The 15,561-nt window shown below is 67.2% G+C and carries 15 protein-coding genes; 7 read left to right on the top strand and 8 right to left on the bottom strand.

The genetic code is table 11. From position 1 onward, the window contains the following. The first annotated feature begins 242 nt into the window (after positions 1-242). Positions 243-1,577 (top strand): DotU family type IV/VI secretion system protein, encoded by a 1,335-nt coding sequence (locus tag BLV60_RS29015; RefSeq protein ID WP_093058769.1) that lies wholly within the window; start codon positions 243-245, stop codon positions 1,575-1,577. Beyond that, positions 1,574-2,695 carry a type VI secretion system protein gene (locus BLV60_RS29010; protein WP_093058768.1) on the top strand — a complete coding sequence of 374 codons (1,122 nt, stop codon included), beginning with the start codon at positions 1,574-1,576 and terminating at the stop codon, positions 2,693-2,695. Before BLV60_RS29015 ends, BLV60_RS29010 begins: the two co-directional genes overlap by 4 nt. Before the next feature lie 26 nt (positions 2,696-2,721). Here the strand turns inward: BLV60_RS29010 and tssJ are convergent, their stop codons facing one another. After that, complete coding sequence (gene tssJ, locus BLV60_RS29005) at positions 2,722-3,234, bottom strand: type VI secretion system lipoprotein TssJ (protein WP_093058767.1); 513 nt, start codon at positions 3,232-3,234, stop codon at positions 2,722-2,724. A 71-nt stretch (positions 3,235-3,305) separates the two neighbouring features. On the opposite strand from tssJ, the gene tssA reads away from it, so the two are divergent. From tssA to BLV60_RS28980, 5 genes are all read left to right on the top strand, one after another. Next, positions 3,306-4,346: a type VI secretion system protein TssA gene (tssA, locus tag BLV60_RS29000; protein ID WP_093058766.1), complete on the top strand. Its 1,041-nt coding sequence runs from the start codon at positions 3,306-3,308 to the stop codon at positions 4,344-4,346. Positions 4,347-4,397: 51 nt separating this feature from the next. Then, positions 4,398-4,916 (top strand): type VI secretion system contractile sheath small subunit, encoded by a 519-nt coding sequence (gene tssB, locus BLV60_RS28995; RefSeq protein ID WP_093058765.1) that lies wholly within the window; start codon positions 4,398-4,400, stop codon positions 4,914-4,916. Positions 4,917-4,965: 49 nt separating this feature from the next. Beyond that, on the top strand, positions 4,966-6,462 hold the full coding sequence (gene tssC / locus BLV60_RS28990; RefSeq protein WP_093058764.1) for a type VI secretion system contractile sheath large subunit: 1,497 nt from the start codon (positions 4,966-4,968) through the stop codon (positions 6,460-6,462). Positions 6,463-6,615: 153 nt separating this feature from the next. After that, on the top strand, positions 6,616-7,095 hold the full coding sequence (locus BLV60_RS28985; RefSeq protein ID WP_093058763.1) for an Hcp family type VI secretion system effector: 480 nt from the start codon (positions 6,616-6,618) through the stop codon (positions 7,093-7,095). A gap of 85 nt (positions 7,096-7,180) precedes the next feature. Then, positions 7,181-7,681 (top strand): peptidoglycan-binding domain-containing protein, encoded by a 501-nt coding sequence (locus tag BLV60_RS28980; RefSeq protein WP_093058762.1) that lies wholly within the window; start codon positions 7,181-7,183, stop codon positions 7,679-7,681. Between the two features lie 61 nt (positions 7,682-7,742). Here BLV60_RS28980 and BLV60_RS28975 read toward each other — a convergent pair whose 3' ends face one another. From BLV60_RS28975 to BLV60_RS28945, 7 genes are all read right to left on the bottom strand, one after another. Then, entirely contained in the window at positions 7,743-8,537 is a 795-nt protein-coding gene (locus tag BLV60_RS28975; RefSeq protein ID WP_093058761.1) for a PP2C family protein-serine/threonine phosphatase, read from the bottom strand. Between the two features lie 40 nt (positions 8,538-8,577). Continuing rightward, on the bottom strand, positions 8,578-10,269 hold the full coding sequence (gene tagH / locus BLV60_RS28970; protein WP_093058760.1) for a type VI secretion system-associated FHA domain protein TagH: 1,692 nt from the start codon (positions 10,267-10,269) through the stop codon (positions 8,578-8,580). A gap of 88 nt (positions 10,270-10,357) precedes the next feature. Beyond that, a complete protein-coding gene (locus tag BLV60_RS28965; protein WP_093058759.1) occupies positions 10,358-11,632 on the bottom strand; it encodes a TIGR02270 family protein in 1,275 nt (424 codons plus the stop codon). A 16-nt stretch (positions 11,633-11,648) separates the two neighbouring features. Further along, positions 11,649-12,566 (bottom strand): type VI immunity family protein, encoded by a 918-nt coding sequence (locus BLV60_RS28960; RefSeq protein ID WP_093058758.1) that lies wholly within the window; start codon positions 12,564-12,566, stop codon positions 11,649-11,651. Between the two features lie 15 nt (positions 12,567-12,581). Beyond that, on the bottom strand, positions 12,582-13,421 hold the full coding sequence (locus BLV60_RS28955) for a DUF4150 domain-containing protein (protein ID WP_093058757.1): 840 nt from the start codon (positions 13,419-13,421) through the stop codon (positions 12,582-12,584). An 8-nt stretch (positions 13,422-13,429) separates the two neighbouring features. Then, a complete protein-coding gene (locus BLV60_RS28950; protein ID WP_093058756.1) occupies positions 13,430-14,497 on the bottom strand; it encodes a hypothetical protein in 1,068 nt (355 codons plus the stop codon). Further along, complete coding sequence (locus BLV60_RS28945; RefSeq protein ID WP_093058755.1) at positions 14,494-15,549, bottom strand: DUF2169 family type VI secretion system accessory protein; 1,056 nt, start codon at positions 15,547-15,549, stop codon at positions 14,494-14,496. The genes BLV60_RS28950 and BLV60_RS28945 overlap by 4 nt, the downstream gene beginning before the upstream one ends. Between the last annotated feature and the right edge of the window lie 12 nt (positions 15,550-15,561).

Raw genomic sequence — 15,561 nt, 5'->3', positions numbered from 1 at the left:
ATGTCTTTCCCCGTGTCCCAGCGTGCAGTGCACTTGCAGACGCTGAAGATACCGGCGAATGCCCCGCGCAGCAAGGCCGGCCGTCCCACCAACGGCATAGACCCCAAGCGATATGGCGCCCGCCGCGCCCCCTTTGGAAGAATGAACGCCTACTCGAAGGAACCGGGGACATGGGCATGTGCCATCGCAGCAGACTCTGGCGCCGGGCATCCTTCGCAACGCATGGCTGAGCGGGCCCGCCCATGGCCCGCCTTCTAGACTGCTTCTCCAGCTTCATCTCGTTCGGCCTCGCACTGGACGCATCGATCGCGGCCGGCACGCCCGTGCTGGCGCACGATGCTGCACAGCAGCAGGCCCGACAGCGGCTCGATGCGGCCCGCGCCGCCGCCGAGGCCTCGGGCACGCCCGCGGGGCAGATCGAATCGGCGGCTTTCGCAATGGTGGCCTGGATCGACGAAATCCTTGCACGCCACCCCGAGGCCACCTCGGCGGCAAGCACGGCGGCCCCGCTGCAGGTGCAGCTCTTCAACTCCAACAACGCGCACAGCGAGTTCTTCCACCACCTGTCGGCCCTGGGCGCGCGGGACGACGCCGTGCGCGAGGTGTACTGGCATGCGCTGGCGCTCGGCTTCAAGGGCCAGTACTACTTCGAGGACGGCGACCAGGGCGAGCTGGGCAAGCTGAAAGACCTGCACGGCAGCCAGCTGCTGCTGCGCCCGCTGCCCACCGGCAGCCTGGTGCAGGACCGCATCACGCCGCAACCCTACGAGGTGCCCGACCCGCGCGGCCCCAACGACACGCGCCGGCGCGACCGCACGCTGCTGCTGAGCAGCGCCGCGCTGGCGCTGGCGCTGCCCCTGCTCTACCTGCTGTGGCTGTGGTCCACCGGTCCGCCCGCGGCCGCCACCGGCCTGAGCCAGCGCGTCGAGCAGCACCTGCAGACTTTTGCCTGTGCCGACCTCACGGCCACCGTCGACCGCGACGGCCGCACGCAAGTGACCGGCTTCGTCTCGCTGCCGGGCGACCTGCCGCGCGTGGAGCATGAAGTGAGCGCGCTGCCCGGCGTGAAGGCGCCGCGCTTCGACATCGGCCTGCGCGTATGGCCGCACTGCGAGGTGTTCGCCATCCTCAAGCCCTACCAGATGCGCAACAACGAGAAGGTCTACGGGCTGGACGTGACCGCGCTCTCGGCCCGCGAAGGCCAGCTGCGCGAGGGCGACAACGTGCGCGTGCAAGTGGTCGCGCCGCGCCACGACAGCTACATCTGGGTCGACTACTACACGGTCGACGGCTCGGTCATGCACCTCAATGCCGGGCAGGTGCCCACGCGGCTGCACGCCGGCGAAACGCTGGAGCTGGGCCGCGACATTCCGTCGAGCTGGCTGGTGAGCCCGCCCTTCGGCAACGTGCTGGTCACCGTGCTGTCGTCGCCGACGCCATTCAGCGAAACCTCCGACCGTCCGCCCTACGAGCTGGCCTCCGCCTACCTGCTGCGGCTGCGCGAAGCGCTTGCGGCCGGCAAGAGCAGCGAGCGGCTGATCGCCGACTTCGTCTTCCTCGAGACCGTTTCCCGATGAATGCCCTGCTCTCGCCCACCCATCGCTTCTGGCTGCTGCTGGCGCTGTGCCTGCTCGGCTTCGGCCTGCTGTACGCGGTGGTGCGCGATGCGGGCCGAGGTGCACGCAGGCGTGGGCTGCAGAAGCGCATCGCGGCGCTCGGCGCGCCATCCACCGGCGCCGACGAGGCTGCCATCGACGCCCTGAGGGACGACATGGCGCAGGCGCAGCAGGCCCTGCGCCGCTCGTCACGGCTGAAGGCCCTGGTGCCCGCGCCGTGGTTCCTGTGCTTCGGCGACGCTGCGGCCAACCTGGCCGGCCTGTTCGCGACGGCACACGCCGACCGCGTGCCCCCGCCCGAACCTGCGAGCGGAGGTGGCGGCGAACCCTTCGGCGCAACGTGGTGGCACTGGTGGCTGACAGGCGCGACGGTGGCCATAGAGATCCATCCGGGCGCGCTCGGCGACACGGCCGGTACGCCGCCGCTGCGCGGCCTGTGGCTGCAGTCGCTGCTCGCGCTGGCCGAGCGGCGCGACCGGCTGCCTCTCAATGGCCTCGTGGTGGGCGTCGCGGCGAGCGAACTGCTGCATGCCGATGCCACGGAGCTGAAGTCGCTGGCCGCACGGGCGCGCCGCCTGCTCGACGAAACCAGCGACACCCTGCGCCTGCAGCTGCCCACCTACCTCGTCGTGACCGGGCTCGAACAACTCACGGGCTATGCGGCCCTGCGCGGCGCGCTGCCGCCCGAAGTGCTGGCGCAGGTGCTGGGGCATCGGCTGACCGATGCCTCGCCCTTCATCGAGACACCGGCCGGTGAGCGGCTGGATACCGTGTTCGAGCCCATCGCGAAGCACCTGCACGCGCTGCGCATGGCGCTGCTGCGCGAGCAGCCCGGCGCCGCGGGCCGGCTCGCCATTCACGAATTCGTGGAGGCCGTGCGCGCGCTGCAGCCCGGCCTGCGCCAGTTCGCGCAGGTGCTGTTCGAGAACCACGGCAAATCCTCGCGCGCGCCGCGCTGGCGCGGGCTCTACCTCACGGCAGCCGCATCGGACTCAACCGGCGGGGCCTTCGTGAACGATCTGTTCGAGCACTTCCTGCCTGCCGACCAACCGCTGGTGCGGCCAGGGCGGCCGTCATGAGCCGCCCCCGGGGCAAGGTGCGGCGACTACTTCGCGTCGACACGGATCGCGCGTGCGCCGAAGTTCACGTCGAGTGCCTGCGCCTTGCCCGTGGTGACCGGGCGCACTTCGCGCCAGCGCGCTCGGTCGAGATCGCGGAACGCCGCCATCACGCCGATGGACTTCGCATCGGGCGGCAGGTTGAAGTCGAGCTTCTTCGTCTCGCCGGGCCGCAGCAGCACTTCTTCGCGCTGCACGAGTTCAGCGCCGAGCGTGGCCTGGTCTTTCTCGAACAGCGAGAAGAAGTCGGCACCCTCGAACGGGCCGGGCGACTTCAATGCATACACGCGCACGGTGAGCGGCGAGGCCCGTCCACGCGCATCGGGGTTGGCATCGGCGCCGGCCGTGAGGGTCACGGCCACCGTGGTGACCACCGGTTTGCTCGCGCAGCCCGCGATGAAAAGACCCGCTGCAGCAAGGCCAAGAGCTGCGATGCGGCGCCGCGTTGCCGCGCCAAGGAGGCCTTCATAGGACGAATGGTGTGTACCCAGCGTGCGCATGCTATTCCCTTCGTTGCATTGACCGGTCAAGACGCATCTTTGATTATCACCAGCGAACTCCAACAGGCAACATGCTGACCAACGAACTCGCAGCCACACTGCTCGCGCCCATCGGCGAGGCCTCGCCGTGCGGCGACGATCTCGAGTACGACGCGGACTTCATGACGCTGGTCTCGGCCGCGCAGGGCAAGCCCGAGCAGCAGTTCGGCGACACCGTGATTCCCGCGGTCGAACCCGAGTGGCGCGAAGTGGGCGAACGGGCCGACGGCATCCTGCGCCGCAGCAAGGACGTGCGCGCCGCGGTGCTGCTGCTGCGCGCATCCACCCGCATGCAGGGCGTGGAAGGCTTCGCCGCCGGGCTGCGCCTGCTCAACGGATTGCTCGACACCTTCTGGGAAGGCATACATCCAAAGCTGGATGCGGACGACGACAACGATCCGACGATGCGCCTGAACGCGCTCGCGCCGCTGACCGACGAGAGCATGGGCCTGCGCGACCTGTACGAGGCGCAGATCGGCATCGCGCGCGGCGTGGGCCCGATCCGCGTGCGCGACATTGCCATTGCCCACAACACGCTCACCGCCGTCGGCGGCGAGGCCGCGTACTCCGCAGCGCAGGTGCATGGCGGGCTCGAAGCCATCCAGGCCGAGCGGCCCGAGGCGATCCAGGCCGCCCTCGGCGTGCCCGCGCTGGTGGAGCAGCTGAAGAAACTCGTCGCCGATCACACCGGCCGCGCCGATGCCGTCGACCTCGAACCGCTTCGCACCATCGCCCGCGTGCTGCAGAAGGCCTGCGCCGCCGCCAGCGGCGCGTCGGCCGATGCCGCTTCGGATGCCTCCGGCGACACGGCCGCCGATGCACAGGCGAACGGCAGCGCGGCCTCCCGCCCCGCCGGCGCACGCGGCGAGATCCAGAACCGGCAAGACGCGGTGCAGATGCTCGACCGCGTGATCCGCTACCTCGAGCAGGCCGAGCCGGGCAACCCCGCGCCGCTTCTGATCGAGCGCGCCAAGAAGCTCATCGGCGTGAGCTTTCTCGAAATCATGGCCAACCTCGCGCCGAACGCGATGGACACCATCGAAACGGTCACGGGCCGCCGCCCGTCCGAGTAAGCCAGCACCACCCCACACCCGCCCCCATTCACACCCGCAAGGAGCATCTCCATGGCCAAGAGCAGTCAGAAATTCATCGCCCGCAACCGGGCGCCCCGGGTCCAGATCGAATACGACGTGGAGCTCTACGGGGCAGAGAAAAAGGTGCAGCTGCCCTTCGTGATGGGCGTGCTGGCAGACCTCTCTGGCAAGCCGGCAGACCCGCTCGCGCCGGTGGCCGATCGCAAGTTCCTGGAGATCGACGTCGACAACTTCGACTCGCGCATGAAGGCCATGAAGCCGCGCGCGGCCTTCGCGGTAGAGAACTCGCTCACCGGCGAGGGCGACCTGAAGGTGGAGCTCACCTTCGAGAACATGGAAGACTTTTCGCCCGCCGCCGTGGCGCGCAAGGTGGGCGCGCTGAACAAGCTGCTCGAAGCGCGCACGCAGCTGTCGAACCTCGTCACCTACATGGACGGCAAGGGCGGCGCCGAAGACCTGCTGGCCAAGGTGCTCGAAGACCCGGCCCTGCTGCAGACGCTGGCCGCGAGCAAGAAGCCCGAAGACGCCGGCGGCACACCCGCCGCCTGACGACGACACCCATCCGACCGCCACACAGGATCACGAGGAGTAAACCACCATGGCCACCGAAGCACTCGAACAGAGCGCGCTGAAAGATGTCGCGTACGCGGGCAGCGACTTTTCGTCGCTGCTGCAAAAGGAATTCAAGCCGCGCAGCGACGAAGCCAAGAGCGCCGTCGAAGCCGCGGTGCTCACGCTGGCGCAGCAGGCGCTGGCCAACAGCACCGTCATCGGCAAGGACGTGACCAAGTCGATCCAGGCCATGATCGCCGCGATCGACGCCAAGCTCACCGACCAGGTGAACAAGATCATCCACCACCCCGAATACCAGAAGCTCGAGAGTGCGTGGCGCGGCCTGCACTACATGGTGAACAACACCGAGACCGACGAGAACCTGAAGATCCGCGTGATGGACATCTCCAAGACGGATCTGGCCAAGAGCCTGAAGAAGTTCAAGGGCGCGGCCTGGGACCAGAGCCCGATGTTCAAGAAGATCTACGAGCAGGAGTACGGCCAGTTCGGCGGCGAGCCCTTCGGCGCGCTGGTGGGCGACTACCACTTCGACCAGAGCCCGCCCGACGTGGAACTGCTCGGCGAAATGGCCAAGATCGCCGCGTCGGCGCATGCCCCCTTCATCACCGGCGCCAGCCCCAACCTGATGCAGATGGAGTCGTGGCAGGAGCTCGCCAACCCGCGCGACCTGACCAAGATCTTCCTCACGCCCGAGTACGCCGGCTGGCGCAGCCTGCGCGAGTCGGACGACTCCAAGTACCTCGGCATGTGCATGCCGCGCTTCCTGGCGCGCACGCCCTACGGTGCCAACACCAACCCGGTGGAAGAGTTCGATTTCGAGGAAGACACCGCCGGCGCCGACCACAGCAAGTACGCCTGGGCCAATGCGGCCTACGCGATGGCGACCAACATCAACCGTTCGTACAAGCTGTACGGCTGGGGTTCGCGCATCCGCGGCATCGAGTCGGGCGGCGCGGTGGAGAACCTGCCGCTGCACACCTTCCCGAGCGACGACGGCGGCGTGGACCAGAAATGCCCGACCGAGATCGCCATCAGCGACCGGCGCGAGGCCGAGCTCTCGAAGGCCGGCCTGCTGTCGATGATCCACCGCAAGAACTCCGACTTTGCCGCTTTCATCGGCGCCCAGTCGCTCAACAAGCCGGCCGAGTACGACGACCCGGACGCCACGGCCAACGCCAACCTGGCGGCGCGCCTGCCCTACCTCTTTGCCTGCAACCGCTTTGCGCACTACCTCAAGTGCATCGTGCGCGACAAGGTCGGCAGCTTCAAGGAGCGCGAGGACATGCAGCGCTGGCTGAACAAATGGATCATGAATTACGTGGACGGCGACCCGGCAAACTCGTCGGAAATCACCAAGTCGCAGAAGCCCCTGGCGGCCGCCGAAGTGGTCGTTGAGGAAGTGGAAGGCAACCCGGGCTACTACACGTCCAAGTTCTTCCTGCGCCCGCACTACCAGCTCGAAGGCCTCACGGTTTCTTTGCGCCTGGTGTCCAAGCTGCCGACGGCCAAGGGCGCCGGCTGAAAAAAAATCTGGGGATTCTTCTTGAATTCCCGGTTCCGTTTCGTTCTATGAGTAGCTGCCGGGCATCGGAACTTACCTCCCACCGCCGGCAGCCATTTTTCTCGTTTCGATCATCAACCGCCCGAACGCAATCGGGTTCCAAGGAGTAGGAACATGTCATCTGACTTTCACATCAAGCTCGACGGCGTCAAGGGCGAGTCTTCCCACAAGGACCACAAGGACGAGATCGAGATTTCGTCGTGGTCCTGGAACGTGGCCAACTCGTCGGGCGCAGGCTCCGGCGGCGGCTCGGGCAAGGGCAAGGCCACGCCCGGTGAATTCCACTTCACGCACACCTACGACAAGGCCTCCCCGGTGCTGGCCAAGAACTGCGTGAGCGGCAAGCACTTCAAGGACATGGTCCTGACCTGCCGCAAGGCCGGCGAAGGCCAGCAGGAGTACCTGAAGGTCACGATGAAGGAAGTCTTCATCTCTGCCGTGAGCCCCGGCGGCGCGCAGGGCGGCGACGTGTACGAACAGGTGATGTGCTCGTTCAAGGACATCGAGTTCGCCTACAAGGCCCAGGACGACAAGGGCGCCGGCGGCGGCGAAGTCAAGTTCGGCTGGAACGTGGCAACCACCGAAACCCGCTGACGGGCGACGGACCGCCGGGCACGGCATCGGGCGCGCCAGTGCCCGGTGCAGTTTCCATGCGTCCTCACCGCACCGGAGCAATGCAATGGCATTCAGCACCCCAACCATCGGCAGCAGCGGCGCGCTGCTCACGACCTACAACACCGACTGGTCGGTCGGCCGGATCGGCTCCAACACACGTGAAGACGTGATGCTCGTGCAGGCGCTGTTCAAGATCTTCTACTACGAACTGCTCGGCTTCAACCACGATCTGAACCCACCTCCCGGCCAGACAGAGGTGATCGTCGTGGACGGCTACTACGGGCAGATCACGCAGAAGCACATCACGCACTTCCAGACGCAGGTGATAGCGCTCGGATACAAGGTCCTGCCGGACGGCATCTTCGATCCGTTCCGGGAGCCCGGTGCGTCCAGCACGATCAGCAAGACACGCTACGCGCTCGACCTGCTCAACAACGCCTGTGCCAACTGCTGCAAGGAGCAGGGCATCGACAACTACACCAACCTGCCGAACCGGGAAGACATGCCCATGTTGCTGCGCAGCGCGTTGAAGAAGGTCAAGAAGACGGCCAAGAAGTACAGCTGAGCGGCCCCAGCGACCGCCAGCCTGGCGCCCGTCCGATGGACGGGCGTTTTTCTTTTGGGGCTCAGGTGTCCGTCGATGCGGCGTTCTCGGGCATCAGCCGCGTCGCGTCGTCTTCGTCGTCCTCGATCACCCACAGCGTGAGCGCCGTGTAGTTGTCGTACCCCGGCTTGGCATTCGCCTTGACCTGCGCGTCGATCAGCTCGGTCCACTGGCTGGGTGTGCGGGAGGCATGCAGCGTGTCTATCAGGCACTCGTCGCCCAGCGGCTCCCACACGCCGTCGCTGCACAGCAGCAGCACGTCGCCGGGCAAGAGGCGCATGCGGTCCGACACCGCGATGTCGGGCGCCTCTTCCACCGAGCCCAGCGCCGACAGCAGCATGTTGCGCTGCGGATGCAGCCGCGCGCCCTCTTCGTCGAGCATGCCGCCGGCCACCATCTGCTGCACCAGGCTGTGATCGGTGGTGCGCGCCACGATGGCGCCGCCACGGAACAGGTATGCCCGGCTGTCGCCGCTGTGCACCCACGCCAGAGCCTGGCTTTCGAGGTCGATGGCCGCGAACACGATGGTCGAGCGCATGCCCGCGAGCTTGCCGCCCTCGGCCTGGCGCGCCACCACGTCGAGGTTGGCCTGCTCCACCAGCCGGCGCAGCGTGGCTTCGTCGAGCCCCGGCGCGGCCGAGAAGCCACCGAGCATGCTGCCGCGCGCGGTGGCCGCCGCCACGTCGCCCCCGCCGTGGCCGCCCGCGCCGTCGGCCACCAGGCAGGCGACATAGCGCTCGTCGTGCCAATGGCCGTGCACGTCCTCGTTGTAGGTGCGGCCTCCCTGCCGGGAGAGCGTGACGATTTCGATTTCCAAGCGGGGTGCCTCGCGGGTGCTGGGGTTGTTTTGATTCTTTTCAGGCGTCGGACTTCAGGCGTGCCATCTGCTCTTCGTAGGCCTCGAGGAAGGCCTTGCCGAAGAGGCTGTGGAAGTCGTCCTCCGCCTCGCTCGCGATGCCGCCATAGAGCGACACGAACTGGTCCCAGAGCTTGGCCTTGCGGTTGGCGCTGAAGAGCGCGTCGAGCGCCGACTTGGCGCTGATCTTCTTCTCCAGCTCCGCCGGCTCGAAGCGCCCGATGACATGGGCCAGCGCCGCGCGCATGCCCACCATCACGCCGAACTGGTGTGCGCGCAGGTCGTTGAAGGCATCGCGCATCGCGGCCTCGGGCGGCATGAAGCCACGCACGCCGGGCCCCAGCAGATGGGCCAGCGCCACCTCGACCGTGGGCGAGAACTTCAGCGGGTTGTTGGCCTGCGCCGCGATCATCGTGACCTCGGCGCGCACCTCGCGCTTGAACTCCTGGCGCGTGAGCAGCAGCTGCAGCGTGCCCTCGGTGGCGCTGCGCAGCATCGAGCCGATGCGCTCCATCAGGCCCGGCGTGAGCATCTCGGGTGGCTGGTGCGTGCTGGCCAGGCCGCGCAGGAAGGCGGCGAGCAGCTCGTCATCGGTGGCGATGCGCTCTGGCGGCGTCGTTGCCGCGGTGCGCCTGGCTGGTGGCGCAGGCGCGATGTCGATGGGCGGCGGCAGCGACTCGGCGGGCCTGCCGGAATTCTCCGGCCCGCTGATGCGTATCGGCTGGCCGGTGATGTCGTCGAACTGCGCCAGCGGTTGCACGGGCACCGGCGCAGCCACTGGAGGCGGTGCAGACGGTGGCGGCGGTGGTGGCGGCTCGATGGCCTTCGGCGGCGTGAAGCCGAACTGGTCGATCGGCAGATGGTCGGAGCGCGGCGTGGGCGTACGCGGCGCCGCGTGCTGCAGCGCGGCCAGCGGATCGGCTTCGGAAGCGGTATTGGGCTGCAGCAGCGGATCGGCCAGCGGCGACAGCGCGAGCGGATCGCCGCCGATGCCGCCGCCACTATTGCCCATGCCGCCGAACAGCTCGTCGATGCCCGCGGCCTTGCCGTGCGCGGGCGGCGCGCCGAGGTCGGAGAAATCGTCGAGCGCGCCAAGACCGGCCGCCGGCGTCGACGACGGCGTGGGCCCCAGCAGGTTCGCGAAAGGATCGATCTGCGCGGCTTGCACGTTGCGCGAGCCGCTTTCCATCGGGTCGGGGAACAGCAGCGAATCAGGCAGTGCCGTGGCAGGGGTTGGGGCGGGCGCTGCCGCTGGTGCGGCCGGCGGCGCGAGGCCCGCCAGCAGGTCGGCAAAGGGGTCGTCGCTCGAAGGTGCGGCTGGCGCGGCCATGGCAGCCCCTCCAAGCACCGTGTTCGGGATGGCCAGCGACGGCGGCGCGGCGGCCGTCACGCGCACCGTGAGCTCGAAGCTGCCCACCACCAGCCGCGCGCCATCGGTCAGCGCGGCCTCCTTGCCCGAGCCCAGCGACACGCCGTTGCACTGCATCGGGTTGCTGCCCCGATCGATGACGAAGTACTGACCGTCACGGCACAGCACCTGCGCATGCACGCGCGAGACGGTGCGGTCCGGGTCGTCCAGCACCAGCGTGTTGGTGTCGGCCCGGCCGATGGTTCCGCCATTGGGTCCGAAGTCCGCGGCAATGGCCTGCCCCGCCGGAGCGCCTTGCCGGGTGATGACAGCGATATGGATCATGAATCGGCCCCCGAAGGCTCTGTGCCTGAATGCGCCCGAACAAACTCGCAAGGAGTATTCATTCCGTGGGGCATGTTGGCAATCTCGCCTAAAGAGGTATGCCGTCGCCAAGCCAGCGCTGCTGCCGCCATGCCGGCGCGCTGGTTGCGAACAGCGGTGCGCGCGCGTCGAGCAGCGCCAGATGCAGCGCCGCTGCCACGCGCTGACGCTGGAAGCCCTCACGCAGCACACCCGTACAGCTGTCGGGCGAGACCGGTTGCCCCATGAAGAGCCGCACACCTGGGGCAAAGCGTGCACCATTCTGCTGCCACCACGCACGGATCTTGTCGATGTCGGGCCAGGGCAAGGCGATGTCCTCGGGCAGCTCGACGTTGTCGTCGTCGGGGTCGTCGGTCGGCCCATCCTCGAAGCCGTCGGGCGGCGGAACCTCCATCTGCGCGAGGTTGAAGTCCACGCCCGTGATGGTGACGAAGGCCTCGGCCGCGATACGCGCCGTGGCCGGCTGCGCCATCTGCTCGATGAGCCAGGGCACATAGCGCGCGTCGCCGATGAAGCCCGAGCCGATGATGCGCAGGCGCTGCGCCTCGGGCAGCGCGGCGCTGTCGAGCAGCAGCGCGTGGCCCGGTGCCAGCGCCATCGCCTGCAGTGCGAGCTGGAAAGCGCGCGGCTGGCGCGGCCCGCTCTTCAGTGCAAAGGCCGCAAGCACGTCCAGCGCCTGCGCCCGGTCGCCGAGCAGCACCGCCGCCCACGCGGCCCAGAAGCGCAGCTCGGGCTTGGCCTCGCCGAACAGCGATTGGGCCTGCGGCAACAGGTCGGCACGGCCCAGCTCGCCGGCTGCACGCAGCGCGCGGATGCGCACGCTGTCTGGAGCGCCCGCAAGCAGCTGCCCGAGCAGCGGGCCCACGTCGCGCCGATGCAGCGCGCAGGCTGCCACGCCGAGCTTCTGCCGCAAAGGAGAGGCGTCCTCGAGCAAGGCCCTGACGCGGCCGCCAAGATACTTCGGCTCGACCCAGCCCAGCGCGGAGATCAGGCCGGGCACGACCTCGGGCAGGTCCTTGGCGCGCTCGACCAGATCGTCGAAGCGGCCATCGACCGCCTCGATGGCGAGCACGGCGGCGACGAAGAAGTCTTCGGGGCCTTCGTTGTCGGTGATCGCCAGTGCATGCTGCCAGCCTTCATCGCCGGCAACGCGCAGGCCGTCGATGTGGGCGGCGAGGCGCTCGTCGAGGTCGGCGAATTGCTGGGGCGAGTAGTTGGGGGCGTGGACTGCGCTGGCGCGTTGGAGCCAGAGGAAGGAGGCTTCGTCGGTGTGTTCGACCAGGACATCGCTCAGGGTAGGCGACGAAGTGTCGGGATCATTCATCGCGCACCTCCGCGTGTCAGTCGAATCGCGCCAACCATTCGTCCGTTCCATAGCCCGGATCCGACTCGGCAAAGATCGCCGGGTGCCGCTGCAGACGCACCGACGCCAACGACGAGCCGACGCGGTGATAGGGCTTCATTTCGTCCCTGTCCGGATAGCCCAGGGCCGGTGCCGGGCCGGCCTGGATCACCCAGCAGCTCGGCAGCTCATGCACCGGGCAGGCGCGCCCCAATTCCTCGCGCAACTCTTCCAGCGCGGGCAGCCGCTGCTGAAGCCCGGCCCCAACGAGCGTGAGCCAGTTCACGCACTTGAGGGCGGGCGCATCGGATTGCTGCAGGGCGATGATGGTCGAGTCCATGTAGTTCAGATCGATGCCCGGGTACTTCTTTGCGAGCATCAGCATCTGGCTCGCAGCCTCGTTCTCGTACTCTCCCTCCGGGTCCCAGTTGACCGCGAAACCTGCGTGCCCCGAGTCGAAATCGAAGCCCGCGACCAGCTCGGCCAGCAGGTTCGCGACGCTTTCATACCCTGTGTCCATGAACCAGGATGGAAGAATGAGCCGTACCGCGCCCACCCGCGTTTCCTCTTCTTGATCGGCCAGCAAGTAGAAGCCATGCTCCGAGGGCTCGTCCTTGTCGTTGCCGCCTTCAAGGCTCAGCATATAGATGCCTTTGCCCTTTCCCTTGCGCTTGAGGAACCAGTCGGGCAGTAGCTGCAGAGAGTCGGCCTTGAGTGGCCTGGAGCCCTCCATCGATTCGGTTCGGTAGAACTTCAGGTAGCTGCCGATCACGCCGAGTGCCTTCGCATAGAAGTTCTGGATGCCTTGCGCGTGATCGAACATCGACCCGCGCCAATACAGCGTGATGTCAGTCACGAGCCGCAGGTAGATTCCATCGCCGCCGGAAAAAACCAGCTTGTCAGTCGCTTCGCTCATGGGGTGCTCCTTTTCTCAGCAATCGCAGTTCTTGGCGTTGATCTTCACCGGCTTGTTGCCGTTGGCCAGCTTCTGCTGCCGCAGCTTCTGCGTCTTGCGCCAACGATCTCCGGGAAACTTGAAATCGAAACAGCGCTTCACGATCGGCACACCCGCCGCATCCGTGCCGAGCGACAACACCACATCGGGAATCAGCAGGCCGTAGGAGCGCGTGAATTGCTGGGTGATCAGGCCGCCGAGCTTCTGGATCGCGCGCGCGGCCGACGATAACGGATTGCTCAGGCGAGATTCCAGTTCGTAAGACCAGTTGCCGCTCGAGGAAGGATCCCGGCTCCAACCACCACGCGGCCCCTTCACATGGCCTTTCGCGAGGTCTTTGCAGAACTCTTCGCAGAGCTTGTTCGCCATCGCCTCCTCGTCGGCGTCGAGTCCGAGATCCTTGACTACCGACTGGAGAATGCCAGCAAGATTGGCCGCGTTCTCCGAGTTGTGGAACATCTTGTCCATGAAGCGTGCGGCGTTCTTGCCGTCCATCTTCACGTCGAACGAATAGAGGATCCAGGTGGCCTCCTTCATGAAGGTGCTCGACTTCACGCCACCGGCCACACCGGCGTTGTCGCCGTTGGAGAGCGCGAACTTCGAGCCCTTGTTCGCCGCCATCACCTTGTCACCCTTGACGGTGGTTGTCCCGTTGGTCAACGTGATGGATTGCGCGATGTTCGGATAGGGCACGGGCACTGGGCCACCTGGACTCGGCGTCTTGCAGACGTCCGGAATGGTCGCGGTGGTGATCCCGCTACTCATCTTGTGGACGAGCGAGCCCACAGTGCCATTGACCCGGATCGTGACGGGCATGGCGGGCCTCAGCCATCGCGCGGCTCGATGCCGCGTACCAGTACGGCGCCACGCTCGCCGGACTCGGAACTGGCCCACACCATCGACACCGGCCCCTTGCCGTAGTGCTTGAGATGGGAGATGACTGCAAGGGCAATGTGCAGCGGCATTCCGGCAGCTCCCACGTCGCCCCAGCAATCGGCCGGCGCCACGAAATCGGTGGCATTGCGAAAGTGCTCCTTCGTCCGCAGCACGGTAAACCCGTACTCGTCGGCGCGATAGGTCTCGCCGTTCATGTCGCAGAAGACGTTATGTACCAGGTCGTTCTGGTCCAGCGATTTCAGGGCCTGGCGAAAGGCCTGCGTGAGTCCGTCGCCGATGCAGACCTCCCCGCTCTTGATGAGCCGCGTCTCCAGCCCCAGGCCGGGCTCGTCGAGCGTCGCGAGCGAAGTCAAGCCGGCTCGCGCCGTGAACTCGTGCGAGGCGACCAATACGGCGCCCGCTGCCTCGCCGGGAATGAATCCCCAGGGGTTGTTGAGCACGCCGCCGCCATGAAGCTGGTCGCTGGCCTCGACCCATTCGAGCGTTTCCGGTGCGAGGTAAGTATCGACACCGCAGACCAGACACGCGTCGATCGAGGCACCGGCACAACCACGCGCCGCCGCGTCGAGCGCCAGATGTCCACCCGCATGGCCGATCTCGAAGACCCGCGATGCATTGAAGAGCTCTTGGTGCCGCTGTGTGACATGTGCCAGCAACGCATCCCGCAGGTCCGCCGGCCGTCCAGCGCGCGGAGGTGGCAGGGCCAGGGCCAGACCGAGCCGGCAATGCACCGCGGCGCCGGCAGCTACGAGTGGTCGCATGGCTTCCTCGATGGCCGGCAGCAGCAGGGCGGCGCAGCGCTGCTGCGCGTCGACGTCCGCACCTATCCACGGCGCGCGGGCCACACGCATCGGTTCACCCGCCGAATCGATCAAGAACGGATGCTCGCCGAAGCCGCAAACACCGGCGCGCGCCGCGGCGGCACTCGACCACGCGTTGCGGCCTATGGGCGTGCACGCACCGAGACCGGCAATCTGCAAGGCGGCAGCGGTCATGCCGACACTCCGGTTTCGTCGAGCTGCTCGCCCAGACGCACGAGGCGCTTCTCGACGATGCGAGTTCGCAGCAGCTTGTGCACCTTGGGATGACAAGGCAGCGCGCTGTGCCACACCAGCGAGACACGCGAGTGATCGGGCTCGACGATCACCGTGTGCAACCTCGGCCGCTCGTGCGGCACACGGTCGCCGTCGATGAAGAATGTCTCGAGGCCAAGAATCACTCGCGGCAGTTCGAAACGCAGCTGTCCGGCTTGTGGCCAGAGATGGATCAGCACCACCGGCTCTCCACCGATGAGAAACTGCGGCGCCTGCTGGTCCACAGGCGCGCACTGATAGTGCCGATCATCGAAATCCACCGGCAGCAGCGGCAACCGATCCCGCTGCCACGCTTCGTCATACGTCCCCGCAAACCTCGCGCGCGGCTGCCAGTGATTGCACAGCGGCCCGAAGCCCGCAGGCTCCGGCCGGTCGCTCCACGCCCGCACGCATTGATCCGGATACTCGATATTCGGCAGTCGCACACCTTCCGCATGTGCAGCCTCCATCACAAAGCCCGTGCCCACCGGATTGCGCACATCGAACTGCGGCAACGGCGCATCGCGCGTCCACGGATCGACACCGCCGTATGCGCGCTCCCACACCAGCGGCATGGTGCTGAAAGGCTCGGGCTCCGATGGCGCGCCGCCGAGCCACACGCGGTCGCCGGTCACGCGCAGCCGCTTGGCAATCGGGCCGACGCGCAGGCCCACGTCGAGCTGCGTCACGGGCACTCCACCGGGCGCATGCGCATTGCCGATCAACAGCACGTCGGTCGTCAGCTTGGTGCGAACCAGGTCCATCTCGTAGAGCAGGCTGGGCTGCGGCGCGGCCTCGTCGACGAAGACGGGCGCCTGCGCGACGGATGGTTGTTCGGGGGCAACGCTCGTCTCGCCATCGGGCGAAATATCGAAGCTGCACTTCACCGCCACGAGCCAGATCTCCGCTCCGTCGCGGTCGCGCACCCAGGTGCGTTCGGCGGCATAGGGTGTGCGGTTTTCGAGCTGCCACATGGCGTGTGCCTC

The sequence above is a fragment of the Variovorax sp. YR634 genome (assembly GCF_900106655.1).
GTDB lineage: Bacteria > Pseudomonadota > Gammaproteobacteria > Burkholderiales > Burkholderiaceae_C > Variovorax.
Note: the sequence above shows the minus strand (reverse complement) of the source record. Positions and strands in the feature narration are given on the sequence as shown.